The following is a 26,881-nucleotide window of genomic DNA, read 5'->3' on the forward strand; positions in this document are numbered from 1 at the left end:
ACCATCATACACTAAATCAGTAAGTTGGCAGCATTACCTGAAATTAAGTGCATTTCGAGCGCTCTGTGTTGTCTGTATGTCAACAGAATATCTTTTTGTTGCCTAATGGTCAACTTTATGCGCACAAAAAACCGCCCTTTGTGGGGGCGGTAGAGCTCCGGGGAAAGTTCGGCTGCGACCCTCTCGCACCAGGACGCAGGTACCAGCGGATTTTCTGTCGCCTTGCTGCGAACGGTATAGTAATACTCATCCATAGGGGCGTGCTGCGTGTCGTAGAAATAGCCCTCGTTCAGGTACGCTTCGGACACCATCAGCAGGCGGTTGTCCTCTTCAGTGAGGCCCCCCAGCAGCGCCTTCAACGCCGAATCGGGTATCCGACCTGAGCCTTTATCCCGACACGTTTCATCAGTCGCCAGACTCTGTTGACTCCGCACTGTTGCCCGCTGTCCCGCAGATCCAGATGGATCTTGCGATAACCATAGACGCATCCCGATTCCAGCCAGAACTGTTTAATCTGTCCTGTCAGTCTCAGGTCTGCCCGATGGCGTTGTGAATGCGGCTGCTGAAGCCATGCGTAAAAGCCACTGGGATGAACATCCAGCACCCGACAGAGCAGGCGAACAGGCCAGCAACGGGCGTTGTCACGGATAAAGGCGTACCTCAGTCGGACAGTTTTGCGAAGTACGCCGCGGCTTTTTTTAATATGTCCCGTTCGTCAGTAACCCGCTTCAGCTCTTTCTGGAGACGGCGGATCTCGGCCTGAGCATCTGACTGTTCTTTATGAGTGGAGGAATCCGGACCGTACTTCTTTATCCAGGCGTAAAGGCTGTGGGTGGTGATATCGAGACGTGTTGCAACGCTGGAAACAGAATAACCACGATCAACAACCTGTTTGACTGCTTCAGTTTTAAACTCTTCGGGATAACGCTTACCGCTCATGGGCACCTCTCTTTAAGCCATCTTAAATGACTCTGAGGTGTCTGTTAAACCCGTGGCGATTCATTTTTCCCAGTGATGCCAAACACTGGTCCCCTGAGAACTATGTATGTCTATCAGCTGGAGGTCATATGTCTTTACGTGGTACTGGAGAGTTTGTCCGTGACAGCATAATGGCTAATCGTCTGGCATTTAATGCACATAAAGAGCTTTATCATTTTCTTATGGCCGCTAATCAGTACGGCTTAAAAGCTATTGTAGATGAAACGACAACTTTGCTAATGGAAAGGGGTTATGACTATTTGTCTGCGATCAACATGTCGGTCTCGCGGGCAAATTATTTATTTGAACTAGCAAAAGGCGAACAGAGGATTTATCAGGAGGTTAGAGGCCGCCTGGATAATTCTGGTGGTTTTCCCAGCGACGCCCCTTCACCAGATTGGCCAATATAGCATCCAGATGTAGCCCCGCTTGGACGGGGCTTTCGTTATTACTTCCGAGTATTCCAATCATTAACTACTGATTGCATTGCCTTTTCATACTCTGAAAGCGCTTCCGCCTCTGTTCGCATCAAAGATGCCGTTTCGTGATATTCTCCTTTCATTGATGCCCCACAGCAACACTCGATCCAAAACACTGCAGTGCTGGTGATATTGCTGAGTTCCAAGTTATCTTTTTCCCCGCAAAAAGGGCATGGCTTGAGGGTGTGACCATAATGTGAACCGTCATCCGAATAGCTCCCGCTATAGTCACCGGGAAGGCCATAAATTTGAATTTTTTCAGCACTGCCACACATTATTATGTTCTCCTATCGCTGTGTTACTTCAACCAACCTGTCTGCCAAAATTTTACAGAGCGCGGACTCAATTTTTTCTCTAGCCCGTCCTGCCAACAATACAATCTTAATGTATTCAGTGCAGTATTAATTGCGATCCATGCCAGTCGCTGGGAAGAATCTTAGTCACAACACTAAAAAACGAGCAGGAACGTTTAAATAGGGTTTACTCAAAAACTCAAATGAGTAAAAACACATTTATTCATTTACACATTCATTGTGATGCGATAAGGTTGGCACTCAAAAACTCATAACAGTAAATACTCATTTACTCATGAGAGTAAATGTAATGAAAAATGAGGCGCTAAATGAAAGTTATCTCTTTTCTGAATCCTAAGGGCGGAAGCGGTAAAACTACCGTGACAATCAACGTTAGTACCAGCATTGCAAAAAAACATCGCGTAGCAGTTGTCGACACAGATCCACAGCAAAGCCTGGCTAACTGGAACAAAGCAGAAAAAGCAAACTTCGATGTTTTTACTGCAGCATCTGAGAAAGATGTCTATACCATCAGAAAAGAACTGGCGGACTATGACTATGTCATCATCGATGGTGCTGGCGCTCTTTCTGTTATAACTGCAGCTGCTGTGATGGTTAGTGACTTGGTCATCATTCCGGTTACGCCGTCACCTCTTGATTTTTCTGCCTCGGGTGCAGTTATCAGTGTTCTTGAAGCACAGTCGTATAACAGACCGGTAGAATGCCGTTTCCTTATTACTCGCAAAATCGAGCAAGCAACAATGCTCACTGTGTTACGGGAAAGTATCGCTGCAACAGGTATCGCTTCCTTAAAGACTGCAATCACGCAGCGGCAGAGCTACGTTAAATCTGTGCTTGATGGCGAAACTGTATTTGATACCAACGATGGTGCAGCGAAAGGCGAGATAGAAGTTCTGGCAGGTGAAATCCTCAAGTTAGTTGATTAAATACACATTTACACATAAACTCAAATGAGTAAATGTGTATTGGAGTAATTCGATGAGTTTAATAAAGCAGAATCGCAATCAGCCACCACCTGCAAAGGTGATGACTTTCGGTGAAAACAGAGACTTAAATAAAGTCATTTCGACAGCTCCCGCGGCTGTACAAAAGCGTGTGAACTTCAACATGCCAGAAGATAAACATCAAAGACTGAAAGCCGCATGTGCTCGAAAAGGAGCATCGATTTCTGACGTGATGAATGACCTTGTCGATGCATGGCTAAAAGATAATGAGTAAATGAGATTTTACTCCTAAACTCATTTACTCAAATGTTCATCGGGCTATTTGTCTACGCTTATCTAAATTGGGTTATGGTCAATGTTAGTTAACAAACCAAGAACTACGAGTCCGGTTCGAAGGATACAATCGTAGTGCTCGCCACAGCCTGTGACCGGGTTTGCCCGCGAACAGGCGAGGAAGCGCAATTGCTTAAGGATCTAAGGTAGCACTTACGCTCGAAACACGACCTTGCATATGCTTCTGTAGCATCATGATTACTATCAATTTTATCCACATATCCAACGGATAGATCAATTATTCAGATCAATATATAGATCATGTAAGTACAAAAGAGATCACCCTTTCTATAAGCATATGATCCATAATTAAAAAAATAGGATCCTGACGGTTACTTTCATAAGAAAAGCGGTTACTTTCATGACCGTAGCGTTTACTTTCATAACTGAGGCGGTTATTTTCATAACCTAGATGCGGTTACTATCATAATCATGGCTGCTTTTACTCACTGGATGTGGATAAATGGAAAATTCTGAAGCGCAGCAAAGTCCTTTTGCTATCAACAAGAAAGATTCTGGAGAAAGTTATGAACTGACTCCGAACAGTAATAAGACAGTTCAGCCTGTAGCTCTGTTACGTCTTAGCGTGTTTACTCCTGTGTCGCCAAAGGAAAAGGGAAAACGCGATTTTCTGATTGATGCTTCTGAAGAACTATCCAGCCTGGAGGTGGCTCGACAGGAAGGCTATACCAACATCAAAATTCAGGGCGCAAAGCTCGGCATGTCAACTGACTTTAAAACCTGGATTGGCATCATTTCTGCTTTCTCCAAGTACGGATATACTGCGGATAAAATTTGTCTGCCGTTCTCTGAGTTTGCGAGGATGTGCGGCCTCCGGCCAACAGACATCAATGGGCGTGCCCGTAACCGGTTAAGTGAGGCGCTGTTTAATCTGTCCAGCGTTACTCTCTCGTTTCGTAGCCAGGATGGAAAGCGCAGCCTCGTTACCCACCTTGTGCAGCGTGCCCAGCTGGACATGGATACTAATATGGTCGAATTAGTCGGTGACCCAAGCCTCTGGGAATTATATCGCTACGATCATAAGGTTCTGCTTGGTCTGAAAGCACTCTCGGCACTCTCACGTAAGGAGTCTGCTCAATCTCTCTATGTCTATTTCGAAAGCATGCCAGCAGGTACGCTGTACGTCTCTATGAAGCGTCTACGTGAAAGGCTTGCTATGGAATCTCAGGTTAAAGACCAGAATTCAACCATACGACGTGCGATGAAGGATCTGAAGGGCATTGGTTATCTTGATTACAACGAAACCAAAAAAGGTCGGGAAATCATGTTCATTGTTCATAACCGCTCGCCGCGACTCGCGTTGACCGTCGCGTGAAGGCGGTCACATTCATAACAATGACGCTACAAGGCGGTCATATTCATAATATTCCAATTAAAAGCGGTCGTTTTCATAAGTGCAGTCTATTCTGAGGGCTTTACGCCGGTCAGATGAGCCGAGTTTTATGAACGCAGCGATACCTTATCTATGATCATGTTATGAAAGTAACCGCCAGTTATGAATGCTCCCGCCCATTTATGATAGTGACCGCTTTCCGTTGGATGTTAGTTAAGCCATTTTTAACGTGAACAAGGCTAACGATTGCCGCGCAGGAGCTGCAGCGCATCCTGAGTATCGAGTGAGAACCGGACCTGCTGACTGGCGGCCACATCGAGCGCAAAAATTTTCGTATACACCTCAGTCGACTCAAACTTCTCGTGCCCCATCAGGCCCTGGAGAACCTTGGGATGAACATGGCCATATAACAGGTGCATCGCGAAGCTGTGTCTGAACGTGTGCGGGCTGACCGGAATACTGAATCTCACCCCGTCCCGTTCTGCTGCCTCGACGGCACGCTCAAGCCAGTTGCGCACCGTGCGGTCGGTAACGCCCCAGACCGGCATGGCCCGGCGTTCACCTGTTAGCTTGTCGTCCTCGAATCTTTCCCGCGTGCTCGCAAACAGCCGACGCATTTCATCCACGTATCCGGGATCTGACAGCGGGATCACCCGGTTCGCACTTTTTCCCTTTTTCGGGCGACCGCCAGCTGTGCGGCGTTGTTTAGCCGTACGGACCACCACGTGCGGGATCTCATCATTGAGGTGAAAGTCCCTTCTTCTGAGTGCCAGTGCTTCGTTGAGGCGTGCGCCGGTGTTCCACAGCGTGTTAATGAACGCGTGCTGGTTCCAGTCAGGAAGGTAATGCAGCAGGCCAGCCACTTCCGGCGCCAGAAGGTACTTCGGCATCTCGGTATAGTGCTTGGCCATTTCCCGTAGCGACAGTGCCCGTCCGTAGTCAAACGGTGCAGAAGTGGCAGTCACCTGCAGGGCAGGGGAGTGATGAACAAAAGCGGGCAGATTCATAACGCTCCTGGCGATAAGGATGCGCTACGCAAAATCTGGCCCGATAACCCCCGTTAACCGTGTCATTTTTCACGTAGCGCAATCTGGTGAAGTTCTGGTGCCATTTTCGCCGCCGCCGGCGTCGGAAACCACGGAAAAAACCCGCAGAGCCGGGATCTCACATTTTCCTGTTTCTGGAAATATACCATAAAAAGGAAAGAGAAAGTCTGGCAGGACGATCTGAAAAGGATCCAAAAAGGATCCTTTTGCCCTGGATGATGTGGTGATTGGGTGGTGGAAAGGGCCATATGATGTGTTCTGTGACAAAATACCCCCGGTGAGGCAGTGCTTCCTGAAAATACAGAAAGCGGAAAGGGGGCAGGAAGGAGACGCTATTGCAAAGCCGTCGCGAACCAGTCTGAGCTTACACCGACGTTCGGGGACGCTCTGTTATACGGGCGGAAGCAGGTAAAGTGGAAGGGAATGGAAGCGATTAATATTTATGTATGAACGCCGGATGTGAATTCTGTACTAAGATCATGATAAAACCAGCCCGTGGTGTTTTATCCGCCTGAGGATAATTGATGAGAGCAATTATTGCTGTTGTCTGCCTGACATCCGTTTCATGTACATCGCCTTATCCGAGTGCCATTCCGGAGCCGGTTTTCCACGGCTCAATAAGTTGCGATCCGAAGAAAAATAAATCTGAATGTATAAATGAGGGTAAAAGCGAATATGAGAAGGCTGCAAATTACGTCAAAATTTACGAAATGCAGTTAGGGGAGAAAGAACAGCAACTGGCAACTCAAAAGTATGCATTAAGCGATACCAGTGCTACAGGTGCGGTAATGACTCCAACTTATTGATAGTGTTTTATGTTCAGATAATGCCCGATGACTTTGTCATGCAGCTCCACCGATTTTGAGAACGACAGCGACTTCCGTCCCAGCCGTGCCAGGTGCTGCCTCAGATTCAGGTTATGCCGCTCAATTCGCTGCGTATATCGCTTGCTGATTACGTGCAGCTTTCCCTTCAGGCGGGATTCATACAGCGGCCAGCCATCCGTCATCCATATCACCACGTCAAAGGGTGACAGCAGGCTCATAAGACGCCCCAGCGTCGCCATAGTGCGTTCACCGAATACGTGCGCAACAACCGTCTTCCGGAGCCTGTCATACGCGTAAAACAGCCAGCGCTGGCGCGATTTAGCCCCGACGTAGCCCCACTGTTCGTCCATTTCCGCGCAGACGATGACGTCACTGCCCGGCTGTATGCGCGAGGTTACCGACTGCGGCCTGAGTTTTTTAAGTGACGTAAAATCGTGTTGAGGCCAACGCCCATAATGCGGGCGGTTGCCCGGCATCCAACGCCATTCATGGCAATATCAATGATTTTCTGGTGCGTACCGGGTTGAGAGGCGGTGTAAGTGAACTGTAGCTGCCATGTTTTACGGCAGTGAGAGCAGAGATAGCGCTGATGTCCGGCGGTGCTTTTGCCGTTACGCACCACCCCGTCAGTAGCTGAACAGGAGGGACAGCTGATAGAAACAGAAGCCACTGGAGCACCTCAAAAACACCATCATACACTAAATCAGTAAGTTGGCAGCATCACCCGAGTTTTTGGTGCATTCAAAGCTGTTCACCATGAACAGATCGACAATGTAACAGTTGAACAGCATGTAACACCTAATAGAACAGGTGAAACCAGTAAAACAAAGCAACTAGCACATGAAATTGAACACCTGAGACAACTTGTTACAGCTCAACAGTCACACATAGACAGCCTGAAACAGGCGATGCTGCTTATTGAATCAAAGCTGCCGACAACACGGGAGCCAGTGACGCCTCCCGTGGGGAAAAAATCATGGCAATTCTGGAAGAAATAGCGCTTTCAGCCGGCAAACCGGCTGAAGCCGGATCTGCGATTCTGATAACAAACTAGCAACACCAGAACAGCCCGTTTGCGGGCAGCAAAACCCGTACTTTTGGACGTTCCGGCGGGTTTTTGTGGCGAGTGGTGTTCGGGCGGTGCGCGCAAGATCGATTATGTTAAAAACGACAGGATTCATGAAAATTATCAGAATTGTGCAGGATGGGAAAACCATCCTGCACACCCATTGATTAGATATCTAATTTAGGGAGGTTATTGACAATTTTCTGAGTTTCCAGACTGACAGTGATAACTCGTAGGAACAGCTCTAATGGGTATCTAGGGTTATCCATTGTTTCTATTGCCCAGTCATTAGCATCGTTCACAATACCGCTATCTTTATGGGTAGAGACACCTTGCCGCTCCATCACCCATTCAAGCGCAGGTTTTCCATTCACAATGTAGTCATAGGCTTCAATTGGAATGTTTTTTATGCGAATTTTACTGTTATAAATGACCGTGTCTTTTTCACCTTTTTTGGCAAATTTCATCTTCTCAACATAGAAATCGTCTTTACTCAACTGTGAGTAACTCAAAGAACCTGTGTCGATATCAGCTTTGTAGGGTTCAACTGTTTCATATTTTAAATGCAATTCAGCCAACTCACGACCAAAATTGGAAAAAATCAAAAAGTCATCAAATTTTTTAACACATGGAATGCGAGGTAATTCCTTAGTTAAATTATCAGCATATCTAAACCGATACTCCTCTGAGTGCAAAAGACCATAAATATAATAAAAAATATCTTCTTTTTTTATTATATTAGCTCCAGAGTAAAAATCATTGAATAACTTCAGGCAGTCATCAGTTATCGCATCAAACCTTTCCACATCATCAGACAATTGTTTTTTACTATACAAGTACAATGGAAAGCATTGAGCACCAGCATCCATTGAATTTAAATCAAATATACAATTTGATATTATTGCTGAAAACCCTTTCTTACCACCAAGCCCCGTGATACAGATAATTACATTATCAGATTCATTACTCGGGAAGATCTGTGGCATTTGATAAACACAGTTATTGAAGTGTCTATTGAAGTACATATGTTGTTTTGTGAAAGGCCTGTATAGTGATACTCTGAAATCATCATTTGAAATATCATGATAATATCCCTTGGATACATCATTGAAAACTTCCCTTGTCCAACTCATTCTTTTTGAGTCTAATATAACAAAATCCTTTGGCTCATCAGTACCATTATATTTGCTATATCTTTCGACCTCTTCATTGTAGAAATGAATCATCCTTGATATATTTTTTTTAAGAGATGAAAGAGAATATTGATAGCACCAAGCATCTCTATTGGTTTTAACTCCATTGGAGTAGTTTTCAAAAACAAAAAAAGCACTTTTATTTTTTTTACTACCTAATTCAATAAAATCATTGAAGCTATCATCTCGCTGATTCAGCCAATCGTTGTAGGCATCTGGTGTGATTTTCTGCCAGCCATGCGTTTTCTCAATACCGTCAATACTGCCAAAATCGGAAATCGTCTCCAGCTTTTCTTCTTTTGTCAGGTAATCACCAATATCATGAAAATAAATCTGACCCGTCTGTGTTGCTACCGGATTTTTTACCAGAATAGCAATCACAATCGGCGTTCTTGTTCCCTGACCAAAAACGTTATCTTTTTCTTTGCGGCGAACCTCTCCTGACGTTCTAGCATTCCCTCTCAGATGGAAAAAATACAGGCTACTGAACTCTTCCGCCAGACACTTACGAAGTCCATCAGCCGAGTTAGAGTCGATATACCCGCCATTCGTGACAAATCCTATAACACCTTGTTCACCGATACGATCACTCGCCCAGCGTATTGCACGTATATATGAATCATAAAGCGAACTTTTCAATGTTGCAGTTGTGTATTTTGCATAGGTTAATTCAATTCTTTTATCTAGAAGAGGATATTTTACATTAGCATTATTATCATTCCCTACACTTTGGCCTGACGAGTAAGGAGGGTTACCGATAATCACCCGAATATCCAGAGCCTTCTGCCGTTTACGACGCTCACTGTTATCGACCAATACCGCACTGACCAGATCATCCTTCTCATACATTTCAAAGGTGTCAGTCAGACAAATCCCTTCAAACGGCGTGTACTCTGATTCTTCCGTGATGCCGTGATACACCGCCTCAATATTAATAGCGGCAATGTAATAGGCTAACAGGACGATTTCGTTGGCATGGATTTCATTTTTAAACTTGTAAGCCAGTTTATCTGACGGGATCAGACCACTTTGCAGCAGACGGGTGATAAACGTACCGGTGCCGGTGAACGGGTCAAGAATATGCACACCTTTGTCGGCGAGTGTTTGTCCGAACTCCTGTTTCAGCACGTCATTCACGCTGTGAATAATAAAATCAACCACCTCAACAGGCGTATACACAATGCCCAGACGCTCCGTCATTCTCGGGAACGCATTTCTGAAAAACTTATCGTACAACTGTACGATAATCTGCTGCTTACCTTCTGCGGTGGTAATGCCGTCCGCACGCATTTTTACCGACTCATAGAAGCTGTTCAGCGTGCTGGCTTCTTTTTCGAGATGATGCTCCTGCAACGTGTTAAGCACGTTCTGCATCGCCATACTCATCGGGTTATGGTCGGTAAAATTGTAATCCGCAAACAGGGCATCAAAAACCGGCTTGGTTATCAGGTGCTGAGCCAGCATTTCAATGATTTCATCATCGGAAACACTGTTATTCAGGTCATCACGCAGTTCATCTGCAAATGCCCTGAAGGCACTGATTTCTATTTTATTCCCCGGATTTTCGAGAATGCCGTGAATGCGGTCGATATGTGTGCGGGCAATTTTAGCAATATCGTTCGCCCAGTCTTCCCAGTGATGCCGGTTACCGCATTTTTTAACGATTTTTGCGTACAGGGCGCGCTCAATCTCACCAACGGAAAATTCAATATCAAACTGCTCAGGAGCGGGACTCACGGCTGAACCAATGCCACTGCTTTTACGCGCTTTTCCTGCTATCTCAGATTTTTTCGTCTGCCGTTTGGTTTTCTTCACCACTTTATCGGCTACCGCGATCACTTCCATTCTGCCGGTATCTTTACCGTTAAACTCCAGCTTGTTGATCATGGCATCAAAGCGGTCATCATGCGCCCTGAGTGCATTCAGCACCTGCCAGACAACACGGTAAGCCTGATTATTGTTCAACGCATTCTCCGGCTCTTCTCCGGCGGGAATGACAACCGGCAGAATGACGTAGCCCAGCTCCTTACCTTCAGCACGCCGCATCACACGTCCGACAGACTGCACCACATCCACCTGAGAGCTTCTCGGCGTTAAAAACAACACCGCATCCAGAGAAGGCACATCCACGCCTTCAGATAAACAACGGACGTTAGACAATATCCGGCAGACATTTTCATCCGTGTCCGCTTTCAGCCATTCAATTTTGGATTTTTTCTCAGTGGCATTCATGCTGCCGTCAACGTGCTTCACCTGACACTGAAGTTTTAATGATGGGTCAATCGCCTTATCCGGTGCGGTTTCCCTGAGAAGTTCGATCTCGGATGCCTGATAAGCCTCAACCACTGCTCCGAACATTTCCGTGATCAGTTTAGAACTGACCTTATGCGTCTTTCCGCGAAAGTCTTTTTCTATCACCTGACAGAACGCAACAGCCCGTTTCATCGCATCAGGGTGAACGCCATCTGCCCCCGCCAGTCCCTGCTTTGCCAGTGCTTTCCAGCAACCCACAATCTTTGCCGCATCATCGACTTTGAGCTGATTATTTTCATCCTTCAGCAGAGACTGAATGCGGCGGCTGACATGCTTTTCTTCCACGGCAAGCACAATAACTTTGTAATCACACAAAATGCCCAACTGGACGGCTTTAGAGAAGGTAATGACATACAAATCATCCCCATAAAGACTTTTGTCATCCATTGAGCATAGGGTAACTCCCTCAGTCTCTTTCGCATCATCTCCAAAAATTCGTGGGGTCGCGGTCATGTACAGGCGTTTTTGACCGGCAATATAGGCATTGTCGTGAATACGAACAAAGGCAGACTCATCATCCCCTTCAAAGGTGGCACCCGTTGTACGGTGGGCTTCATCACAAATGATGAAATCAAACGCAGGAAAACCCAGCTTTTGCGCCTGATGGATAACCTCAACAGAGTGGTAGGTAGAAAACACCACGTTCATATAAGGCGGCTTATCACTGCCGAAAATATCCGGCTGATTAAACGCTTTGACGAGGCTGTTCGCATTCGTGGTCGCCGGATATTTCAGGTCGCTGATACCAACAACGACATTGTCATCATGGTTTTTCTTACCCACATCACTGTCAGAGCAGACAGCAAAACAGCGCAGGTCTATCAGCGTATCCTGTGTCCATTCATCCAGCGTCTGACTCAACAATGCCAGACTGGGCACAAGGAACAGTACGGTTTTACCTCTTCCGGCAACGGCTTCAGCAATACGCAGAGAGGTGAAGGTTTTTCCTGTGCCGCACGCCATAATGAGCTTGCCCCGATCGGCAGTCGCCAGCCCTCTTTTAACGGCTTCAAGCGCGGGAGTCTGATGAGGCCGGAGTTGCTTTTTGGCTTTCATCACCGGCTTGTATGCCGGATCAAAATCGAATTGTGACCAGTCCAGTGCACTTTGTTCAAGGTCTGTCAGGCTTAACGCAGTGACAGGAACGGCCTTGTCACGCAGCATGTTTTTGGCTTCTTCCGTCCAGTTGTCCGTAGAGGCAACGATATAGCGAAGCGTAAAATACGTTTTATCGGAGGCAGCCAGAAAACTATCAATATCCTTTTTGGCGATTTTAGTCTGATTGTAGTTTTTGCACTGGATAGCATGAAACTCCCCCGTTTTGGTTACGGCGACCAAATCAATGCCATCATCTTTTTTCTTCGTGATCCCAACGGTTTCACCGTACTGAGAAACCCATCCGCCATAGCTCAGCACGTCACTGTACAGCTCGGCATATTTAGGTTCATGGAGGAAATACTGCACACAAAGGTTTTCAAAGGTTGTACCTTTGTCCCGCTGTGTTGGTGAAGCCTGTTCAATTTTTGTCAGCAATGCAGAAAGTGCATTCATCGTTGATATCCTTAATGTCCTTTATTTGCTGGGGTTATCAGATCCCCCCGACACGTTTAATTAATGCTTTCTCCGCCGGAGATCGACGCACAGCGTTCTGTGCTCTATGATGTTATTTCTTAATAATCATCCAGGTATTCTCTTTATCCCCTTTATCACCATACGTAGTGCGAGTGTCCACCTTAACGCAGGGCTTTCCGTCACAGCGCGATATGTCAGCCAGCGGGGCTTTCTTTTGCCAGACCGCTTCCATCCTCTGCATTTGGGGTTTGAGGAGTAACGGAACAGTAAACGCCGTTAAGAAGTCAATTTAAATAGCCATTAATATACTAATCAATAAATTACCCCTCTTCATTGAAAACTCTCAGCTCCCCCTTACTGACGGATTCCGGCACTGTAAATGAATAGCGGGACTCCTTGTATTTGATGCCCAGCATCTTGATAGCCACCATCACCAGCGACAGGTGCTCCGGATCTTTCATGGCAAGCCGGGCCATTTCGGCATCGGTCGCCAGCGCCTGGAAGCCCATCGAGAAGACCTCTGTTCTAGTTGTGCCCTCAATGCCCAGTTCGCCGTAGACCTTGCCCACATAACCGGTTCGGCGCGTTTATCGGTGTGCCGTAAGGCAGGTTGACAGTCGTGGCCAGTTTGTTGGTGACTTTCACTTTGCCGACGAGGGGTCCGGCCCGGTTCACGACGGGAGGACGGCAGATCGGGAAGGTCACTGGCGCGGGTGGTTCGACCCACGCCCAGGCGGCTGCTACGCGCGCGCTCAGGACCCGACTGGCGGCTCTTTCTGCGCGGGCCGGTTTCCCTGTCTGCAGTACGGCCAAACGGTCTCTTACCCCTGCCTTTGGTACCCTTCCGGCCCTTACGGCCACGCTTATCCCCCCTTTCACCGATCCAGTCCTTCACCTTGTCACCGACCACATCGGTCAGGCTGCGCGGCTTCGTTTTGGACGAATCAATCAGCGCGTCCAGACGGTCGATCACCTCGCTGTGCTGCTCTTTGCTCTGCGCATCCTCCTTACGGCGGATCGCGTCCAGGCGGGCGCTTTCGGTTTGCTCCTGGTTTTTCTTCTCCCCGATCCCGATGGTGCTGGCGGGCTTCGGTTCGGCGTTGGCCGCATTCGCTGGTGTGGCTGGTGGCGTGTCCGGCGTGGCATCACCCGCGCCCGGTTCGCTCCCGGCCTGTCCGCCAAACGGCCGCTTGAGCGCGCCCCATAGCTTCAGCGCCTTATCTTTGGCGTAGGCTTTAGCGCGCTTCGTACTGCTGATATCACGCTCGGAAAGCGCTTCCTTGACCTCATCCGCCATACCTTTGGCTTCTTTGGCGGCCATCCAGAAAGAACTTCCCACGGCCACGCCTGCAGTATCTGCCGCCTCGGTTCCGGCCAGTTGGTTTCCATCCTTGCCACCCAGCAGACCTACCGCCCGTTTCAGCAGTGACGATGAGCCACCAGCTGATGACTCCTCATCGTCGTCGCCGCGACTGGAGCTGCGGTTAAAGCGGCGGATCTCCACCTTGTTGGCAAAGCGGCCGTCATCACCCAAATAAAATCCGTTGGCGCGGTTGCCATTCCGTGGTGGTGAATCGGCGACAGTGCGTGCGGGTTTTGGTGTCGCGGGTGCAGCCTCATCGGTCAGGTGGAGTGCATCGGTCCTTGGCACATCGCCCCGTAAATCAGCAGCAATACACGGGACTCGTCACGCAGCTGAGCCTAGTCGATTTCATATACCGCCTTACCGTTGTCGCCCGGGTAATACAGACCGCCCATTGCCGTCAGCGCGCGGTAACGCTCCATGGCCAGCGCGAGAACCGGCCGATCGTCAGCTGTCTTGTCATCGAGGCGCACGCGGTAACCCAGACCGGTCATCAGCCCCGTCGGGTCCTCAATCATGATCGTGGCATCGAACGCGCCTGACGCGTTACGCACCGCCATAGCTTACAGACGCTCGCGGATCTTCACAATCGAGCCTGGTAGTGGTGTCAGGGCGATAACGTGAAGGGCGTTGGTGGTGAGCGTACCGGTCAGCATGACAGGTGCCTGCCGGGTGGCCAGTGAGACGGCCACTACGTTAATGGGCGCAGATGTTGATTGACTCAAAGTTTGCCCCTTAAAAAAAGAGCGCCCGAAGGCGCCTAAACCGTTACCGTTAATGAGTCGAAAATAGAACGGAATTACTACAACAGAGGTGACGGCTCCTATCGTCTTTCGGGCCGTCAAAATCAATGTTACACAACAAGGTTAGGATGTGTAAATTGCCAATAACCCCAGTTTGTGACACCGCGCACGCATGAAGGGCGGGGCGCCTCGCAGCCATGTCGGGCTGGTGGCCAGCGCCGCGAACCGAACACAACACGGAAAAAGCATTGTATTTGCTCGCGTCATCCTCTACGAATTCCTTGCTTCTTGATGCGGACCTGCTGCAAAGCAGGACACCGGCTCAATTACGACCCCCTGGCCTCGGCCGGGGGTTTTCGTTTCTACGGCCGGTTACGCCGTCTTATCAGCCTCACCACCCTGACGTTTCTTCGCCGCGCGGCTGCGTGATTTCCGCGGGACTTCTGTCGGTTTCTCCTCCGCATTATCTGCCTCCACGGGCGGCGCCGGTTGTGCCACTTCAGGCTCCACTACCGCCGGGTTCGGGTTACCTGCTGCGAGTGTAGCCATCCGCTGGGCGATAAATTGATGGCGGTCATAGTCCGCAATGTCCTTCATGCGACCCAGCGTAGCGTTGAGATTGCCGTTGCGGGACATATGGACACAGCCCAGCATCCCATCAGCATTTCATTCACTGGCGTCTGGTCAACACGGACTTCGCCGATCGAACGGGCGACGGCATCGAGCACAACTTCGAAGTGATCCGGGCTGAGACGGAAGATAGCCACCATCAGGCTGGAAATGGCGTTTGCTACACCAACAGAGAGGGGATCACGGCCGTGGGACTTGTCAGCCACCGCGTTATTGACGCAGTGCTGCAGGAAGTTGCCTGCCATCGCGCTGCGCAGGACCTCTGACGGGTCTGCCTCTTCCATGGCCTGGGCCGATTCTGGCAGTGGATTCGGGTCCTGTGGTGGCAATGGCTGCAGGTCGGTTTCAGCAATGACTTCTGGCTGAGTTAATTCTTGCATGATTATTCCTTTCGGGGCTGGGTTATTTACACTACACAATTATGATCTGCGTCTTAGGATGTTTTGTGCAGCATATCTGTCTGTAAGTCCTGAGCAAGGGGCCTTTTGTCTTTAAGCGTTAATGGCCACCAGCTCATACACTCGGAGAGCGCATGATCCTGACCCAACCGAAAAAGACCGCTGTGCTGTACCACAACGACGCCGACGGCTTCGCGTCAGCCCTTGCCGCCTGGCTTAGATACGGCGAGGAGGCCCATTACATCCCGGTTCGCTACGGTGAGCCGGTACCGCCGCTGCCGAACGGTACCCTCGAGGTATTCATCCTTGATTTCAGCTACAACCGCAAGACGTGTGACCATCTGGCCAGCAAGTACCTCCTGCAGGTGATCGATCACCACCAGACCGCGCGTGACGAACTGGCCGGGGCCGTGTATGCCATCTTCGACATGAGTCGCGCCGGTTGTGAGCTCGCCTGGGCGTTTTTCCACCCGGATAAGCCGCTGCCGGACCTGCTGGCCTACGTCGCCGATCGGGATTTGTGGAAATGGGCGCTGCCGAACTCGCAGGAGGTCAACGCCTGGGTGGCCATCCTGCCGCCGACCTTCGAACGCTGGGCGGAGGTGCTGCGCGACGGCATCGGTGAGCGGGAAATGACGATGGGCTCGGCGTTGCTGGCCAACCAGGAGCGCCAGCTGCACGCCCTGGCCCGACAGGCCCGGTTTACCATCTTGTTCGGCAAACCGGCCGCCGTGGTGAACAGTGCGCTGCTGCATTCCGAGCTGGGCCACCTGCTGGCCACTATGCACCCGCAGCTGGCGCTGGTGGCGGTGTATAACGATCTGCCGGACGGCTCGCGTAAGTATTCCCTGCGTACCCACCGTGACAACCTCGATGTGAGCGCGCTGGCGCGCCAGTTCGGAGGCGGTGGCCATCGCCGGGCAGCGGGCTTCGTCCTGCCAGCTAACCTGGAGCAGCGGCTCGGCGGCGAACTGGCCACGAACCTGCAGGCGGCAAAAGGAGTCGAATCATGATCGGCTGGCTGAAGGAAAGGATCAAATGGTGGGTAGACGGTAAAGAAATGGCGGAGCTCAACCGCTGGCGCTTCCAGCATAACTATTACCGCTTGTGCCTGTATGACATTCAGCCGATACGCGAAACGCTGGAAAGCCTGCAGGCCCGGGTAAACATGAAGTCCGTAGACTTCGGCCCTGGGCCTTATGGTGTAGACGGTATCCGGGCTCGCTGGCAGGCAACCCGTAAATAAATACGAAATAATATAATTGCATTACAAATAAGTCTTACTTGTAACTATTATTGCGAGTAAGACTTTAATTATGCCGCCGTCTGCTGGCGATGGTAATAGCTATGCGTAATAACATCCGTATCTGCTTAATAACTTCTCTTTTAACGCTCTCTACGTTGAATAGTCATGCCTTCGATATTGGGTAATGACTCCAACTTATTGATAGTGTTTTATGTTCAGATAATGCCCGATGACTTTGTCATGCAGCTCCACCGATTTTGAGAACGACAGCGACTTCCGTCCCAGCCGTGCCAGGTGCTGCCTCAGATTCAGGTTATGCCGCTCAATTCGCTGCGTATATCGCTTGCTGATTACGTGCAGCTTTCCCTTCAGGCGGGATTCATACAGCGGCCAGCCATCCGTCATCCATATCACCACGTCAAAGGGTGACAGCAGGCTCATAAGACGCCCAGCGTCGCCATAGTGCGTTCACCGAATACGTGCGCAACAACCGTCTTCCGGAGCCTGTCATACGCGTAAAACAGCCAGCGCTGGCGCGATTTAGCCCCGACATAGCCCCACTGTTCGTCCATTTCCGCGCAGACGATGACGTCACTGCCCGGCTGTATGCGCGAGGTTACCGACTGCGGCCTGAGTTTTTTAAGTGACGTAAAATCGTGTTGAGGCCAACGCCCATAATGCGGGCGGTTGCCCGGCATCCAACGCCATTCATGGCCATATCAATGATTTTCTGGTGCGTACCGGGTTGAGAAGCGGTGTAAGTGAACTGCAGTTGCCATGTTTTACGGCAGTGAGAGCAGAGATAGCGCTGATGTCCGGCGGTGCTTTTGCCGTTACGCACCACCCCGTCAGTAGCTGAACAGGAGGGACAGCTGATAGAAACAGAAGCCACAGGAGCACCTCAAAAATACCATCATACACTAAATCAGTAAGTTGGCAGCATCACCGAAGGCAGGATAGATTTGTTAATCGCGATCGGAGATCATCAGTCACAACAGAGCTCCCTGCGTTATGAGGGGTCGTCTCAGAATTCGGAAAATAAAGCACGCTAAGGCGTAGTCACCCCGTGACTCCCCCGCGCCGATGCAGCGAGCTTCGTTCCGTCTTGCAGTGACGCAATCAGCGGGCAGGAAACGTTCCCTTTCCGCGCATGGCAGGCGCACACCAGTTCAGACAGCACGGCCTCCATGCGTGCCAAGTCGGCCATCTTCTCGCGCACATCCTTGAGCTTGTGCTCGGCCAGGCCGCTGGCTTCCTCGCAATGGGTGCCATCCTCCAGCCGCAGTAGCTCGGCGATTTCGTCCAGGCTAAAGCCCAGCCGCTGGGCCGATTTCACGAACCGCACTCGTGTTACATCCGCCTCGCCATAGCGGCGAATGCTGCCATAGGGCTTGTCTGGCTCCGGCAGCAGGCCCTTGCGCTGGTAGAACCGGATGGTCTCCACATTGACCCCGGCCGCCTTGGCAAAAACGCCAATGGTCAGATTCTCAAAATTAATTTGCATATCGCTTGACTCCGTACATAACTACGGAAGTAAGCTTAAGCTATCCAAACCAAATTTGAAAGGACAAGCGTATGTCTGAACCACAAAAGTCTGAACCACAAAAGTCTGAACCACAAAAGTCTGAACCACAAAACGGGCGCGGCGCGCTCTTCGCCGGTGGGCTGGCCGCCATTCTTGCGTCGGCCTGCTGCCTGGGGCCGCTGGTTTTGATCGCCTTGGGGTTCAGCGGGGCATGGATCGGCAACCTGACGGTGCTGGAACCCTATCGCCCGATCTTCATCGGCGCAGCGCTGGTCGCGCTGTTTTTCGCCTGGCGGCGCATCTACCGCCCGGCGCAAGCCTGCAAACCGGGTGAGGTCTGCGCGATTCCCCAAGTGCGAGCTACTTACAAGCTCATTTTCTGGATCGTGGCCGCGCTGGTCCTGGTCTCGCTCGGATTTCCCTACGTCATGCCATTTTTCTATTAATCACAGGAGTTCATCATGAAAAAACTGTTTGCCGCCCTCGCCCTCGCTGCCGTTGTTGCCCCCGTGTGGGCCGCCACCCAGACCGTCACGCTGTCCGTGCCTGGCATGACCTGCGCCTCTTGCCCGATCACTGTCAAGCACGCGCTTTCCAAGGTTGAGGGCGTGAGCAAGACCGACGTAAGTTTCGACAAGCGCCAGGCCGTCGTCACCTTCGACGATGCCAAGACCAACGTCCAGAAGTTGACCAAGGCGACCGAGGACGCGGGCTATCCGTCCAGCCTCAAACGCTGATCCGTTAACCGAACTCGGGAGCGACACATGGGACTCATCACGCGCATCGCTGGCAAAACCGGCGCGCTCGGCAGCGTCGTTTCCGCGATGGGCTGCGCCGCCTGTTTTCCTGCCATCGCCAGCTTTGGCGCGGCCATCGGACTGGGCTTCTTGAGCCAGTACGAGGGGCTATTCATTGGCATCCTGCTGCCGATGTTCGCCGGCATCGCGTTACTCGCCAATGCTATCGCTTGGCTCAATCATCGACAGTGGCGACGCACGGCGCTCGGCACGATAGGCCCGATCTTGGTGCTGGCAGCGGTGTTTTTAATGCGGGCTTACGGCTGGCAGAGCGGTGGACTGCTCTATGTCGGCCTGGCCTTGATGGTTGGGGTGTCGGTCTGGGATTTCATCTCGCCAGCACATCGCCGCTGCGGGCCGGACAGCTGTGAATTGCCAGAACAACGTGGCTGACGGCAACAGCCGTAGCCACCACAGAAAAGGAAAAATACATGACCACCCTGAAAATCACCGGGATGACCTGCGACTCGTGCGCGGCTCACGTCAAGGAAGCCTTGGAGAAAGTGCCCGGCGTGCAATCGGCGCTGGTGTCCTATCCGAAGGGCACAGCGCAACTCGCCATTGAGGCGGGCACGTCATCGGATGCGCTGACTACCGCCGTGGCCGGACTGGGCTACGAGGCAACGCTTGCCGATGCGCCACCGACGGACAACCGCGCCGGCCTGCTCGACAAGATGCGCGGCTGGATAGGGGCCGCTGATAAGCCCAGTGGCAACGAACGCCCGTTGCAGGTCGTCGTCATTGGTAGCGGTGGAGCCGCGATGGCGGCAGCACTGAAGGCCGTCGAGCAAGGCGCGCAGGTCACGCTGATTGAGCGCGGCACCATCGGCGGCACCTGCGTCAACGTCGGTTGTGTGCCGTCCAAGATCATGATCCGCGCCGCCCACATCGCCCATCTGCGCCGGGAAAGCCCATTCGACGGCGGCATGCCACCCACACCGCCGACGATCTTGCGCGAGCGGCTGCTGGCCCAGCAGCAGGCCCGTGTCGAAGAACTCCGTCATGCCAAGTACGAAGGCATCCTGGACGGCAATTCAGCCATCACCGTTCTGCACGGTGAAGCGCGTTTCAAGGACGACCAGAGCCTTATCGTTAGTTTGAACGAGGGTGGCGAGCGCGTCGTGATGTTCGACCGCTGCCTGGTCGCCACGGGTGCCAGCCCGGCGGTCCCGCCGATTCCGGGCTTGAAAGAGTCACCCTACTGGACTTCCACCGAGGCCCTGGCGAGCGACACCATTCCCGAACGCCTTGCCGTAATCGGCTCGTCGGTGGTGGCGCTGGAGCTGGCGCAAGCCTTTGCCCGGCTGGGCAGCAAGGTCACGGCCCTGGCGCGCAATACCTTGTTCTTCCGTGAAGACCCGGCCATCGGCGAGGCGGTGACAGCCGCTTTCCGTGCCGAGGGCATCGAGGTGCTGGAGCACACGCAAGCCAGCCAGGTCGCCCATATGGACGGTGAATTCGTGCTGACCACCACGCACGGTGAATTGCGCGCCGACAAGCTGCTGGTCGCCACCGGCCGGACACCGAACACGCGCAGCCTGGCATTGGAAGCGGCGGGGGTAGCCGTCAATGCGCAGGGGGCCATCGTCATCGACAAGGGCATGCGCACCAGTAGCCCGAACATCTACGCGGCCGGCGACTGCACCGACCAGCCGCAGTTCGTCTATGTGGCGGCAGCGGCCGGCACTCGTGCGGCGATCAACATGACTGGCGGCGATGCGGCCCTGGACCTGACCGCAATGCCGGCCGTGGTGTTCACCGACCCGCAGGTCGCCACCGTGGGCTACAGCGAGGCGGAAGCACATCACGACGGGATCGAGACCGACAGTCGCCTGCTAACACTGGATAACGTGCCGCGTGCGCTTGCCAACTTCGACACACGCGGCTTCATCAAGCTGGTCATCGAGGAAGGTAGCGGACGGCTCATCGGCGTGCAAGCGGTGGCCCCGGAAGCGGGTGAACTGATCCAGACGGCGGTGCTCGCCATTCGCAACCGTATGACCGTGCAGGAACTGGCCGACCAATTGTTCCCCTACCTGACCATGGTCGAAGGGCTGAAGCTCGCGGCGCAGACCTTCAGCAAGGACGTGAAGCAGCTTTCGTGCTGCGCCGGATGAGGAAAAGGAGGTGTTCAATGAGCGCCTACACAGTGTCCCGGCTGGCCCTTGATGCCGGGGTGAGCGTGCATATCGTGCGCGACTACCTGCTGCGCGGATTGCTACGGCCGGTCGCGTACACCACGGGCGGCTACGGCTTGTTCGATGACACCGCGTTGCAACGGCTGCGCTTTGTACGGGCTGCCTTCGAAGCGGGTATCGGCCTGGACGCACTGGCGCGGCTGTGCCGGGCGCTGGATGCTGCGGACGGTGACGGTGCGTCTGCGCAGCTTGCCGTGTTGCGGCAACTCGTCGAGCGTCGGCGCGAGGCCCTGGCCAGCCTCGAAATGCAACTGGCCGCCATGCCAACCGAACCGGCACAGCACGCGGAGAGTCTGCCATGAACAGCCCAGAGCACTTGCCGTCTGAGACGCACAAACCGATCACCGGCTACTTGTGGGGCGCGCTGGCCGTGCTCACCTGTCCCTGCCATTTGCCGATTCTCGCCATTGTGCTAGCCGGCACGACGGCCGGCGCGTTCATCGGGGAGCACTGGGGTATTGCAGCCCTCACGCTGACCGGCTTGTTTGTCCTGTCTGTGACGCGGCTGCTGCGGGCCTTCAAGGGAAGATCATGACCGCTTCCCAGCCAGCCGAGAGTGGGCAGCTTTGAGCTTCGCTACCAATCTGGAGGAGTACCACCATGAACGCAAACGCCCCGAACACTGCCAGTTGCACCACCTGCTGCGTATGCTGCAAAGAAATTCCGCTCGATGCCGCCTTCACCCCGGAAGGCGCGGAATACGTCGAACATTTCTGCGGGCTGGATTGCTATGAACGCTTCCAGGCACGCGCCAAGGCCGCGACAGAATCTGACATTGCGCCTGTCCCTGGCGGTTCGCAGCCGTCAGATTGAGGCATACCCTAACTTGATGTCAGATGCCATGTGCAAACGATGTCAGAATAGAGTTAAATTTCCTATTGATTGACATATTCCGTCAAAGGTAATAGATTTCATCCTGACACTTTTGCCTTTGGAGGCATCTTGCAAGGTCAACGCATCGGCTATGTCCGCGTCAGCAGCTTCGACCAGAACCCGGAACGGCAATTGGAGGGTGTTCAGGTGGCGCGGGTGTTCACCGACAAGGCTTCTGGCAAGGACACCCAGCGTCCCGAGCTGGAAAGGCTGCTGGCCTTCGTCCGCGAGGGCGACACCGTGGTGGTGCATAGCATGGACAGGCTGGCACGCAACCTTGATGACCTGCGCCGCATCGTCCAAGGGCTGACACAACGGGGCGTGCGCATGGAGTTCGTCAAAGAAGGGCTGAAGTTCACCGGCGAGGACTCACCGATGGCCAATCTGATGCTGTCGGTCATGGGAGCCTTCGCTGAGTTCGAGCGCGCCCTGATCCGCGAACGTCAGCGCGAGGGAATCGTGCTGGCCAAGCAGCGCGGTGCCTACCGGGGACGAAAGAAATCGCTGAACAGCGAACAAATTGCCGAGTTGAAACGGCGAGTTGCGGCAGGCGACCAAAAAACCTTGGTGGCCCGTGACTTCGGCATCAGCCGCGAAACCTTGTACCAGTACCTGCGGGAAGACTGACCATGCCACGCCGCTCAATCCTGTCCGCCACCGAGCGCGAAAGCCTGCTGGCACTGCCAGATGCCAAAGACGAACTGATACGGCACTACATGTTCAACGAAACCGACCTGTCGGTGATCCGTCAGCGTCGCGGCGCCGCGAATCGATTGGGCTTCGCTGTGCAGCTTTGCTACTTGCGATTCCCTGGCACCTTTTTGGGCGTCGATGAGCCTCCGTTTCCGCCCCTGTTGCGCATGGTGACCGCGCAACTCAAGATGCCAGTGGAAAGTTGGAGCGAGTACGGCCAGCGCGAACAGACACGGCGGGAGCACTTGGTCGAGCTGCAAACGGTTTTTGGGTTCAAGCCCCTCACCATGAGCCACTATCGGCAAGCCGTGCATACATTGACCGAGCTGGCCTTGCAGACCGACAAAGGCATCGTGCTGGCGAGCGCACTTGTCGAGAATCTGCGGCGGCAGAGCATTATCCTGCCCGCCATGAATGCCATCGAGCGCGCAAGCGCCGAGGCCATCACCCGTGCCAACCGACGCATTTACGCGGCGCTGACCGATTCTTTGTTATCACCCCACCGTCAGCGCCTGGACGAACTTCTCAAGCGCAAGGACGGCAGTAAAGTGACGTGGCTGGCATGGCTGCGCCAGTCGCCTGCCAAACCGAACTCTCGCCACATGCTCGAACATATTGAGCGCCTGAAATCCTGGCAAGCACTTGATCTGCCCGCAGGCATCGAGCGGCAGGTTCACCAGAACCGCCTGCTCAAAATCGCTCGTGAAGGTGGCCAGATGACGCCTGCTGATCTGGCAAAGTTCGAGGTGCAACGACGCTATGCCACGCTGGTAGCGCTGGCCATCGAAGGCATGGCCACCGTCACCGATGAAATCATCGACCTTCACGATCGCATCATCGGCAAGCTGTTCAACGCGGCCAAGAACAAGCATCAGCAGCAGTTCCAGGCTTCCGGCAAGGCGATCAACGACAAGGTGCGGATGTATGGGCGCATCGGTCAAGCGTTGATTGAGGCCAAGCAAAGCGGCAGCGATCCGTTCGCCGCCATCGAGGCCGTTATGCCCTGGGACACCTTCGCCGCCAGCGTCACCGAAGCGCAAACATTGGCGCGGCCTGCCGACTTTGATTTCCTGCACCACATCGGTGAAAGCTATGCCACGCTACGCCGCTACGCGCCGCAGTTCCTGGGCGTGCTCAAATTGCGGGCTGCGCCCGCCGCCAAGGGTGTGCTCGATGCCATCGACATGCTGCGCGGCATGAACAGCGACAGCGCGCGCAAGGTGCCCGCCGATGCGCCAACCGCATTCATCAAGCCGCGCTGGGCAAAGCTGGTTCTGACCGACGACGGCATCGACCGGCGTTACTACGAGTTATGCGCCCTGTCGGAGCTGAAGAACGCGCTGCGCTCCGGTGATGTCTGGGTGCAGGGTTCTCGCCAGTTCAAGGACTTCGACGAATACCTGGTGCCGGTCGAGAAGTTCGCCACTTTGAAGCTGGCCAGCGAATTGCCGCTGGCAGTGGCCACCGACTGCGACCAATACCTGCATGACCGGTTGGAATTGTTGGAGGCGCAACTCGCCACAGTCAACCGCATGGCTGCGGCCAACGACTTACCGGATGCCATCATCACCACCGCGTCAGGCCTGAAGATCACGCCGCTGGACGCGGCAGTACCAGACGCCGCGCAAGCCATGATCGACCAGACAGCTATGCTGCTGCCGCACCTCAAAATCACCGAGTTGCTGATGGAGGTCGATGAATGGACGGGCTTCACCCGCCACTTCACACACCTGAAGACCAGCGACACGGCCAAGGACAAAACCTTGCTGTTGACGACGATCCTGGCCGACGCGATCAACCTGGGTCTGACCAAAATGGCCGAGTCCTGCCCTGGCACCACCTACGCCAAGCTGTCTTGGCTGCAAGCCTGGCACATCCGCGATGAAACCTATTCGACGGCGCTGGCCGAGCTGGTGAATGCGCAGTTTCGGCAACCCTTCGCCGGCAACTGGGGTGACGGCACCACGTCATCGTCGGACGGCCAGAACTTCAGAACCGGCAGCAAAGCAGAAAGCACTGGTCATATCAACCCGAAGTATGGAAGCAGTCCAGGACGGACTTTCTACACCCATATCTCCGACCAGTACGCGCCCTTCAGTGCCAAGGTGGTCAACGTGGGCATTCGTGATTCAACTTACGTGCTTGATGGCCTGCTGTACCACGAGTCGGACTTGCGCATCGAGGAACACTACACCGACACGGCAGGCTTCACCGATCACGTGTTTGGCTTGATGCATTTGCTGGGATTTCGCTTCGCGCCGCGTATCCGTGACTTGGGCGAAACCAAGCTATTCATCCCCAAGGGCGATGCCGCCTATGACGCGCTCAAGCCGATGATTAGCAGCGACAGGCTGAACATCAAGCAAATACGCGCCCATTGGGATGAAATTCTGCGGCTGGCCACCTCCATCAAGCAAGGCACGGTAACGGCTTCGCTGATGCTGCGCAAACTCGGCAGCTACCCGCGCCAGAACGGCTTGGCCGTGGCGTTGCGCGAGCTGGGGCGCATCGAGCGCACGCTGTTCATTTTGGATTGGCTGCAAAGCGTGGAGCTGCGCCGCCGCGTCCATGCGGGGCTGAATAAGGGCGAGGCGCGCAACGCGCTGGCCAGGGCGGTCTTCTTCTACCGATTGGGTGAAATCCGCGACCGCAGTTTTGAGCAGCAGCGCTACCGGGCCAGCGGCCTCAATCTGGTGACGGCGGCCATCGTGTTGTGGAACACGGTATATCTGGAGCGTGCCACCAGTGCTTTGCGTGGCAACGGCACGGCGCTGGACGACACATTGTTGCAATATCTGTCGCCGCTGGGGTGGGAGCACATCAACCTGACCGGCGATTACCTATGGCGCAGCAGCGCCAAGGTCGGTGCGGGGAAGTTTAGGCCATTGCGACCGCTGCCACCGGCTTAGCGTGCTTTATTTAATGAGATGGTCACTCCCTCCTTCCCGGTACTATGCTGAGGACAGGCTTTCATTCGGAGAACTATCATGGAAAACATTGCGCTCATTGGTATCGATCTGGGTAAAAACTCTTTCCATATTCATTGCCAGGATCGTCGCGGGAAGGCTGTTTACCGTAAAAAATTTACCCGGCCAAAGTTGATCGAATTTTTGGCGACATGCCCCGCTACAACCATCGCAATGGAAGCCTGTGGCGGTTCTCACTTTATGGCACGCAAGTTGGAAGAGTTGGGGCATTCCCCAAAGCTGATATCACCACAATTTGTCCGCCCGTTCGTTAAAAGCAATAAAAACGACTTTGTCGACGCCGAAGCTATTTGTGAAGCTGCATCGCGTCCGTCTATGCGTTTTGTGCAGCCCAGAACGGAATCTCAGCAGGCAATGCGGGCTCTGCATCGTGTCCGTGAATCCCTGGTTCAGGATAAGGTAAAAACAACCAATCAAATGCATGCTTTTCTGCTGGAATTTGGCATTAGCGTTCCCCGAGGAGCTGCCGTTATTAGCCGACTGAGTACCATTCTTGAGGATAATAGTTTGCCTCTTTACCTCAGCCAGTTATTGCTGAAATTACAACAGCATTATCACTATCTTGTTGAGCAGATTAAAGATTTGGAATCCCAGTTGAAACGAAAGTTGGACGAAGATGAGGTTGGACAGCGCTTGCTGAGCATTCCCTGCGTCGGAACACTGACAGCGAGTACTATTTCAACTGAGATTGGCGACGGGAAGCAGTACGCCAGCAGCCGTGACTTTGCGGCGGCAACAGGGCTTGTACCTCGGCAGTACAGCACGGGAGGTAGGACGACATTGCTGGGAATTAGTAAGCGAGGTAATAAAAAGATCCGAACTTTGTTGGTTCAATGTGCCAGGGTATTCATACAAAAACTGGAACACCAGTCTGGCAAATTGGCCGATTGGGTCAGGGATTTACTGTGCCGGAAAAGCAACTTTGTCGTCACTTGTGCTCTGGCAAACAAGCTGGCCAGAATAGCCTGGGCCCTAACGGCACGACAGCAAACTTATGTAGCATAACGGC

At 52.9% G+C, this 26,881-nt stretch carries 29 protein-coding genes and 3 pseudogenes; 17 read left to right on the forward strand and 15 right to left on the reverse strand.

The features are described from left to right. Positions 1–11: 11 nt before the first annotated feature. Together DVA44_RS25140 and DVA44_RS25145 are read right to left on the reverse strand one after the other, a co-directional pair. On the reverse strand, positions 12–359 hold the full coding sequence (locus DVA44_RS25140; RefSeq protein ID WP_114388502.1) for a hypothetical protein: 348 nt from the start codon (positions 357–359) through the stop codon (positions 12–14). 11 nt (positions 360–370) lie between these two features. Then, positions 371–939 (reverse strand): annotated as a pseudogene (locus tag DVA44_RS25145) (IS3 family transposase); the annotation flags it as partial. A 128-nt stretch (positions 940–1,067) separates the two neighbouring features. Here DVA44_RS25145 and DVA44_RS25150 point away from each other — a divergent pair. After that, a complete protein-coding gene (locus tag DVA44_RS25150; RefSeq protein WP_114388503.1) occupies positions 1,068–1,388 on the forward strand; it encodes a hypothetical protein in 321 nt (106 codons plus the stop codon). Positions 1,389–1,426: 38 nt separating this feature from the next. On the opposite strand, the gene DVA44_RS25155 is transcribed toward DVA44_RS25150, so the two are convergent. After that, positions 1,427–1,732, reverse strand: a complete 306-nt coding sequence (locus tag DVA44_RS25155; RefSeq protein WP_114388504.1) for a Lar family restriction alleviation protein — start codon at positions 1,730–1,732, stop codon at positions 1,427–1,429. Positions 1,733–2,079: 347 nt separating this feature from the next. Here DVA44_RS25155 and DVA44_RS25160 point away from each other — a divergent pair, with 347 nt between their 5' ends. From DVA44_RS25160 to DVA44_RS25170, 3 genes are all read left to right on the forward strand, one after another. Beyond that, positions 2,080–2,697 carry a ParA family protein gene (locus DVA44_RS25160; protein WP_114388505.1) on the forward strand — a complete coding sequence of 206 codons (618 nt, stop codon included), beginning with the start codon at positions 2,080–2,082 and terminating at the stop codon, positions 2,695–2,697. A 52-nt stretch (positions 2,698–2,749) separates the two neighbouring features. Beyond that, positions 2,750–2,989 (forward strand): plasmid partition protein ParG, encoded by a 240-nt coding sequence (locus tag DVA44_RS25165; RefSeq protein WP_114388506.1) that lies wholly within the window; start codon positions 2,750–2,752, stop codon positions 2,987–2,989. A gap of 522 nt (positions 2,990–3,511) precedes the next feature. Then, positions 3,512–4,384 (forward strand): RepB family plasmid replication initiator protein, encoded by an 873-nt coding sequence (locus DVA44_RS25170; RefSeq protein ID WP_114388507.1) that lies wholly within the window; start codon positions 3,512–3,514, stop codon positions 4,382–4,384. 257 nt (positions 4,385–4,641) lie between these two features. Here DVA44_RS25170 and DVA44_RS25175 read toward each other — a convergent pair whose 3' ends face one another. Further along, positions 4,642–5,409, reverse strand: coding sequence for a tyrosine-type recombinase/integrase (locus DVA44_RS25175; RefSeq protein ID WP_114388508.1), 768 nt, complete (start codon positions 5,407–5,409; stop codon positions 4,642–4,644). Positions 5,410–5,972: 563 nt separating this feature from the next. On the opposite strand from DVA44_RS25175, the gene DVA44_RS25615 reads away from it, so the two are divergent. Further along, positions 5,973–6,254: a hypothetical protein gene (locus DVA44_RS25615; protein ID WP_139157133.1), complete on the forward strand. Its 282-nt coding sequence runs from the start codon at positions 5,973–5,975 to the stop codon at positions 6,252–6,254. Here DVA44_RS25615 and DVA44_RS25180 read toward each other — a convergent pair. From DVA44_RS25180 to DVA44_RS25215, 9 genes and pseudogenes are all read right to left on the reverse strand, one after another. Beyond that, positions 6,248–6,945 (reverse strand): IS1-like element IS1A family transposase gene (locus tag DVA44_RS25180; protein WP_231600413.1). Its coding sequence is split into 2 segments (ribosomal slippage): positions 6,248–6,696 and positions 6,696–6,945, totalling 699 coding nucleotides; the frame shifts between segments, so codons are not numbered across the junction. The two genes, DVA44_RS25615 and DVA44_RS25180, sit on opposite strands and share 7 nt — an antisense overlap. A gap of 563 nt (positions 6,946–7,508) precedes the next feature. Further along, positions 7,509–12,398 (reverse strand): type ISP restriction/modification enzyme, encoded by a 4,890-nt coding sequence (locus tag DVA44_RS25190; protein ID WP_114388509.1) that lies wholly within the window; start codon positions 12,396–12,398, stop codon positions 7,509–7,511. 112 nt (positions 12,399–12,510) lie between these two features. Continuing rightward, positions 12,511–12,663: pseudogene (locus DVA44_RS25195) on the reverse strand (tRNA modification GTPase); the annotation flags it as partial. Between the two features lie 76 nt (positions 12,664–12,739). After that, complete coding sequence (locus DVA44_RS25620) at positions 12,740–12,928, reverse strand: hypothetical protein (RefSeq protein WP_139157134.1); 189 nt, start codon at positions 12,926–12,928, stop codon at positions 12,740–12,742. After that, on the reverse strand, positions 12,877–14,070 hold the full coding sequence (locus DVA44_RS25200) for a hypothetical protein (RefSeq protein ID WP_139157135.1): 1,194 nt from the start codon (positions 14,068–14,070) through the stop codon (positions 12,877–12,879). The genes DVA44_RS25620 and DVA44_RS25200 overlap by 52 nt, the downstream gene beginning before the upstream one ends. A 50-nt stretch (positions 14,071–14,120) precedes the next feature. Beyond that, positions 14,121–14,336: a hypothetical protein gene (locus tag DVA44_RS25205; protein WP_139157136.1), complete on the reverse strand. Its 216-nt coding sequence runs from the start codon at positions 14,334–14,336 to the stop codon at positions 14,121–14,123. 9 nt (positions 14,337–14,345) lie between these two features. Next, positions 14,346–14,507 (reverse strand): hypothetical protein, encoded by a 162-nt coding sequence (locus tag DVA44_RS25790; protein WP_168194530.1) that lies wholly within the window; start codon positions 14,505–14,507, stop codon positions 14,346–14,348. Positions 14,508–14,897: 390 nt separating this feature from the next. Further along, positions 14,898–15,122 carry a hypothetical protein gene (locus DVA44_RS25210; RefSeq protein ID WP_114388512.1) on the reverse strand — a complete coding sequence of 75 codons (225 nt, stop codon included), beginning with the start codon at positions 15,120–15,122 and terminating at the stop codon, positions 14,898–14,900. Beyond that, on the reverse strand, positions 15,119–15,535 hold the full coding sequence (locus DVA44_RS25215; RefSeq protein WP_104677936.1) for a hypothetical protein: 417 nt from the start codon (positions 15,533–15,535) through the stop codon (positions 15,119–15,121). The genes DVA44_RS25210 and DVA44_RS25215 overlap by 4 nt, the downstream gene beginning before the upstream one ends. Before the next feature lie 152 nt (positions 15,536–15,687). On the opposite strand from DVA44_RS25215, the gene DVA44_RS25220 reads away from it, so the two are divergent. Next, positions 15,688–16,566 carry a DHHA1 domain-containing protein gene (locus DVA44_RS25220; protein WP_114388513.1) on the forward strand — a complete coding sequence of 293 codons (879 nt, stop codon included), beginning with the start codon at positions 15,688–15,690 and terminating at the stop codon, positions 16,564–16,566. Continuing rightward, positions 16,563–16,799 carry a hypothetical protein gene (locus tag DVA44_RS25225; protein ID WP_114388514.1) on the forward strand — a complete coding sequence of 79 codons (237 nt, stop codon included), beginning with the start codon at positions 16,563–16,565 and terminating at the stop codon, positions 16,797–16,799. The genes DVA44_RS25220 and DVA44_RS25225 overlap by 4 nt, the downstream gene beginning before the upstream one ends. 195 nt (positions 16,800–16,994) lie before the next feature. On the opposite strand, the pseudogene DVA44_RS25230 reads toward DVA44_RS25225, so the two are convergent. Together DVA44_RS25230 and merR are read right to left on the reverse strand one after the other, a co-directional pair. Then, positions 16,995–17,691 (reverse strand): annotated as a pseudogene (locus DVA44_RS25230) (IS1-like element IS1A family transposase). A gap of 156 nt (positions 17,692–17,847) precedes the next feature. Beyond that, positions 17,848–18,303 carry an Hg(II)-responsive transcriptional regulator gene (gene merR, locus DVA44_RS25240; protein ID WP_001166628.1) on the reverse strand — a complete coding sequence of 152 codons (456 nt, stop codon included), beginning with the start codon at positions 18,301–18,303 and terminating at the stop codon, positions 17,848–17,850. A 71-nt stretch (positions 18,304–18,374) separates the two neighbouring features. Between merR and merT the strand changes: the two genes are divergently transcribed. The 10 genes from merT to DVA44_RS25300 all read left to right on the forward strand — a co-directional run bounded on the left by merT (position 18,375) and on the right by DVA44_RS25300 (position 26,877). After that, on the forward strand, positions 18,375–18,770 hold the full coding sequence (gene merT / locus DVA44_RS25245; protein ID WP_001294653.1) for a mercuric ion transporter MerT: 396 nt from the start codon (positions 18,375–18,377) through the stop codon (positions 18,768–18,770). 15 nt (positions 18,771–18,785) lie between these two features. After that, positions 18,786–19,061 (forward strand): mercury resistance system periplasmic binding protein MerP, encoded by a 276-nt coding sequence (merP, locus tag DVA44_RS25250; protein WP_000732275.1) that lies wholly within the window; start codon positions 18,786–18,788, stop codon positions 19,059–19,061. Between the two features lie 27 nt (positions 19,062–19,088). Then, positions 19,089–19,514: an organomercurial transporter MerC gene (gene merC, locus DVA44_RS25255; protein ID WP_000522996.1), complete on the forward strand. Its 426-nt coding sequence runs from the start codon at positions 19,089–19,091 to the stop codon at positions 19,512–19,514. A 38-nt stretch (positions 19,515–19,552) separates the two neighbouring features. Next, positions 19,553–21,238: a mercury(II) reductase gene (gene merA / locus DVA44_RS25260; RefSeq protein WP_000209296.1), complete on the forward strand. Its 1,686-nt coding sequence runs from the start codon at positions 19,553–19,555 to the stop codon at positions 21,236–21,238. 17 nt (positions 21,239–21,255) lie between these two features. Further along, the gene (gene merD, locus DVA44_RS25265) at positions 21,256–21,621 is read left to right on the forward strand and encodes a mercury resistance co-regulator MerD (RefSeq protein ID WP_001277466.1); all 366 of its coding nucleotides are present in this window, start codon (positions 21,256–21,258) and stop codon (positions 21,619–21,621) included. After that, positions 21,618–21,854, forward strand: a complete 237-nt coding sequence (gene merE, locus DVA44_RS25270; protein WP_001087807.1) for a broad-spectrum mercury transporter MerE — start codon at positions 21,618–21,620, stop codon at positions 21,852–21,854. The genes merD and merE overlap by 4 nt, the downstream gene beginning before the upstream one ends. A gap of 65 nt (positions 21,855–21,919) precedes the next feature. Beyond that, on the forward strand, positions 21,920–22,132 hold the full coding sequence (locus DVA44_RS25280; protein WP_000993245.1) for a DUF3330 domain-containing protein: 213 nt from the start codon (positions 21,920–21,922) through the stop codon (positions 22,130–22,132). 129 nt (positions 22,133–22,261) lie between these two features. Beyond that, positions 22,262–22,819 carry a recombinase family protein gene (locus tag DVA44_RS25290; RefSeq protein WP_001162012.1) on the forward strand — a complete coding sequence of 186 codons (558 nt, stop codon included), beginning with the start codon at positions 22,262–22,264 and terminating at the stop codon, positions 22,817–22,819. 2 nt (positions 22,820–22,821) lie between these two features. Then, positions 22,822–25,794: a Tn3 family transposase gene (locus DVA44_RS25295; protein ID WP_114388515.1), complete on the forward strand. Its 2,973-nt coding sequence runs from the start codon at positions 22,822–22,824 to the stop codon at positions 25,792–25,794. A 78-nt stretch (positions 25,795–25,872) separates the two neighbouring features. Next, the gene (locus DVA44_RS25300) at positions 25,873–26,877 is read left to right on the forward strand and encodes an IS110-like element IS4321 family transposase (RefSeq protein ID WP_000427623.1); all 1,005 of its coding nucleotides are present in this window, start codon (positions 25,873–25,875) and stop codon (positions 26,875–26,877) included. The last annotated feature ends 4 nt before the right edge of the window (positions 26,878–26,881 follow it).

It is taken from the genome of Leclercia sp. W17 (genome assembly GCF_003336325.1).
Lineage (GTDB): Bacteria > Pseudomonadota > Gammaproteobacteria > Enterobacterales > Enterobacteriaceae > Enterobacter.

Bases quoted from the DNA above. Each gene is read 5' to 3' on its own strand.
- DVA44_RS25155 (WP_114388504.1), bottom strand. From the start codon at position 1,732: ATGTGTGGCAGTGCTGAAAAAATTCAAATTTATGGCCTTCCCGGTGAC.
- DVA44_RS25150 (WP_114388503.1), top strand. From the start codon at position 1,068: ATGTCTTTACGTGGTACTGGAGAGTTTGTCCGTGACAGCATAATGGCT.
- merT (WP_001294653.1), top strand. From the start codon at position 18,375: ATGTCTGAACCACAAAAGTCTGAACCACAAAAGTCTGAACCACAAAAG.
- DVA44_RS25300 (WP_000427623.1), top strand. From the start codon at position 25,873: ATGGAAAACATTGCGCTCATTGGTATCGATCTGGGTAAAAACTCTTTC.
- merE (WP_001087807.1), top strand. From the start codon at position 21,618: ATGAACAGCCCAGAGCACTTGCCGTCTGAGACGCACAAACCGATCACC.
- DVA44_RS25295 (WP_114388515.1), top strand. From the start codon at position 22,822: ATGCCACGCCGCTCAATCCTGTCCGCCACCGAGCGCGAAAGCCTGCTG.
- merC (WP_000522996.1), top strand. From the start codon at position 19,089: ATGGGACTCATCACGCGCATCGCTGGCAAAACCGGCGCGCTCGGCAGC.
- merR (WP_001166628.1), bottom strand. From the start codon at position 18,303: ATGCAAATTAATTTTGAGAATCTGACCATTGGCGTTTTTGCCAAGGCG.
- DVA44_RS25220 (WP_114388513.1), top strand. From the start codon at position 15,688: ATGATCCTGACCCAACCGAAAAAGACCGCTGTGCTGTACCACAACGAC.
- DVA44_RS25280 (WP_000993245.1), top strand. From the start codon at position 21,920: ATGAACGCAAACGCCCCGAACACTGCCAGTTGCACCACCTGCTGCGTA.
- merP (WP_000732275.1), top strand. From the start codon at position 18,786: ATGAAAAAACTGTTTGCCGCCCTCGCCCTCGCTGCCGTTGTTGCCCCC.
- DVA44_RS25225 (WP_114388514.1), top strand. From the start codon at position 16,563: ATGATCGGCTGGCTGAAGGAAAGGATCAAATGGTGGGTAGACGGTAAA.
- DVA44_RS25615 (WP_139157133.1), top strand. From the start codon at position 5,973: ATGAGAGCAATTATTGCTGTTGTCTGCCTGACATCCGTTTCATGTACA.
- DVA44_RS25160 (WP_114388505.1), top strand. From the start codon at position 2,080: ATGAAAGTTATCTCTTTTCTGAATCCTAAGGGCGGAAGCGGTAAAACT.
- DVA44_RS25165 (WP_114388506.1), top strand. From the start codon at position 2,750: ATGAGTTTAATAAAGCAGAATCGCAATCAGCCACCACCTGCAAAGGTG.
- DVA44_RS25175 (WP_114388508.1), bottom strand. From the start codon at position 5,409: ATGAATCTGCCCGCTTTTGTTCATCACTCCCCTGCCCTGCAGGTGACT.
- merD (WP_001277466.1), top strand. From the start codon at position 21,256: ATGAGCGCCTACACAGTGTCCCGGCTGGCCCTTGATGCCGGGGTGAGC.
- DVA44_RS25215 (WP_104677936.1), bottom strand. From the start codon at position 15,535: ATGCAAGAATTAACTCAGCCAGAAGTCATTGCTGAAACCGACCTGCAG.
- DVA44_RS25190 (WP_114388509.1), bottom strand. From the start codon at position 12,398: ATGAATGCACTTTCTGCATTGCTGACAAAAATTGAACAGGCTTCACCA.
- DVA44_RS25620 (WP_139157134.1), bottom strand. From the start codon at position 12,928: ATGGGCTTCCAGGCGCTGGCGACCGATGCCGAAATGGCCCGGCTTGCC.
- merA (WP_000209296.1), top strand. From the start codon at position 19,553: ATGACCACCCTGAAAATCACCGGGATGACCTGCGACTCGTGCGCGGCT.
- DVA44_RS25210 (WP_114388512.1), bottom strand. From the start codon at position 15,122: ATGAAGGACATTGCGGACTATGACCGCCATCAATTTATCGCCCAGCGG.
- DVA44_RS25170 (WP_114388507.1), top strand. From the start codon at position 3,512: ATGGAAAATTCTGAAGCGCAGCAAAGTCCTTTTGCTATCAACAAGAAA.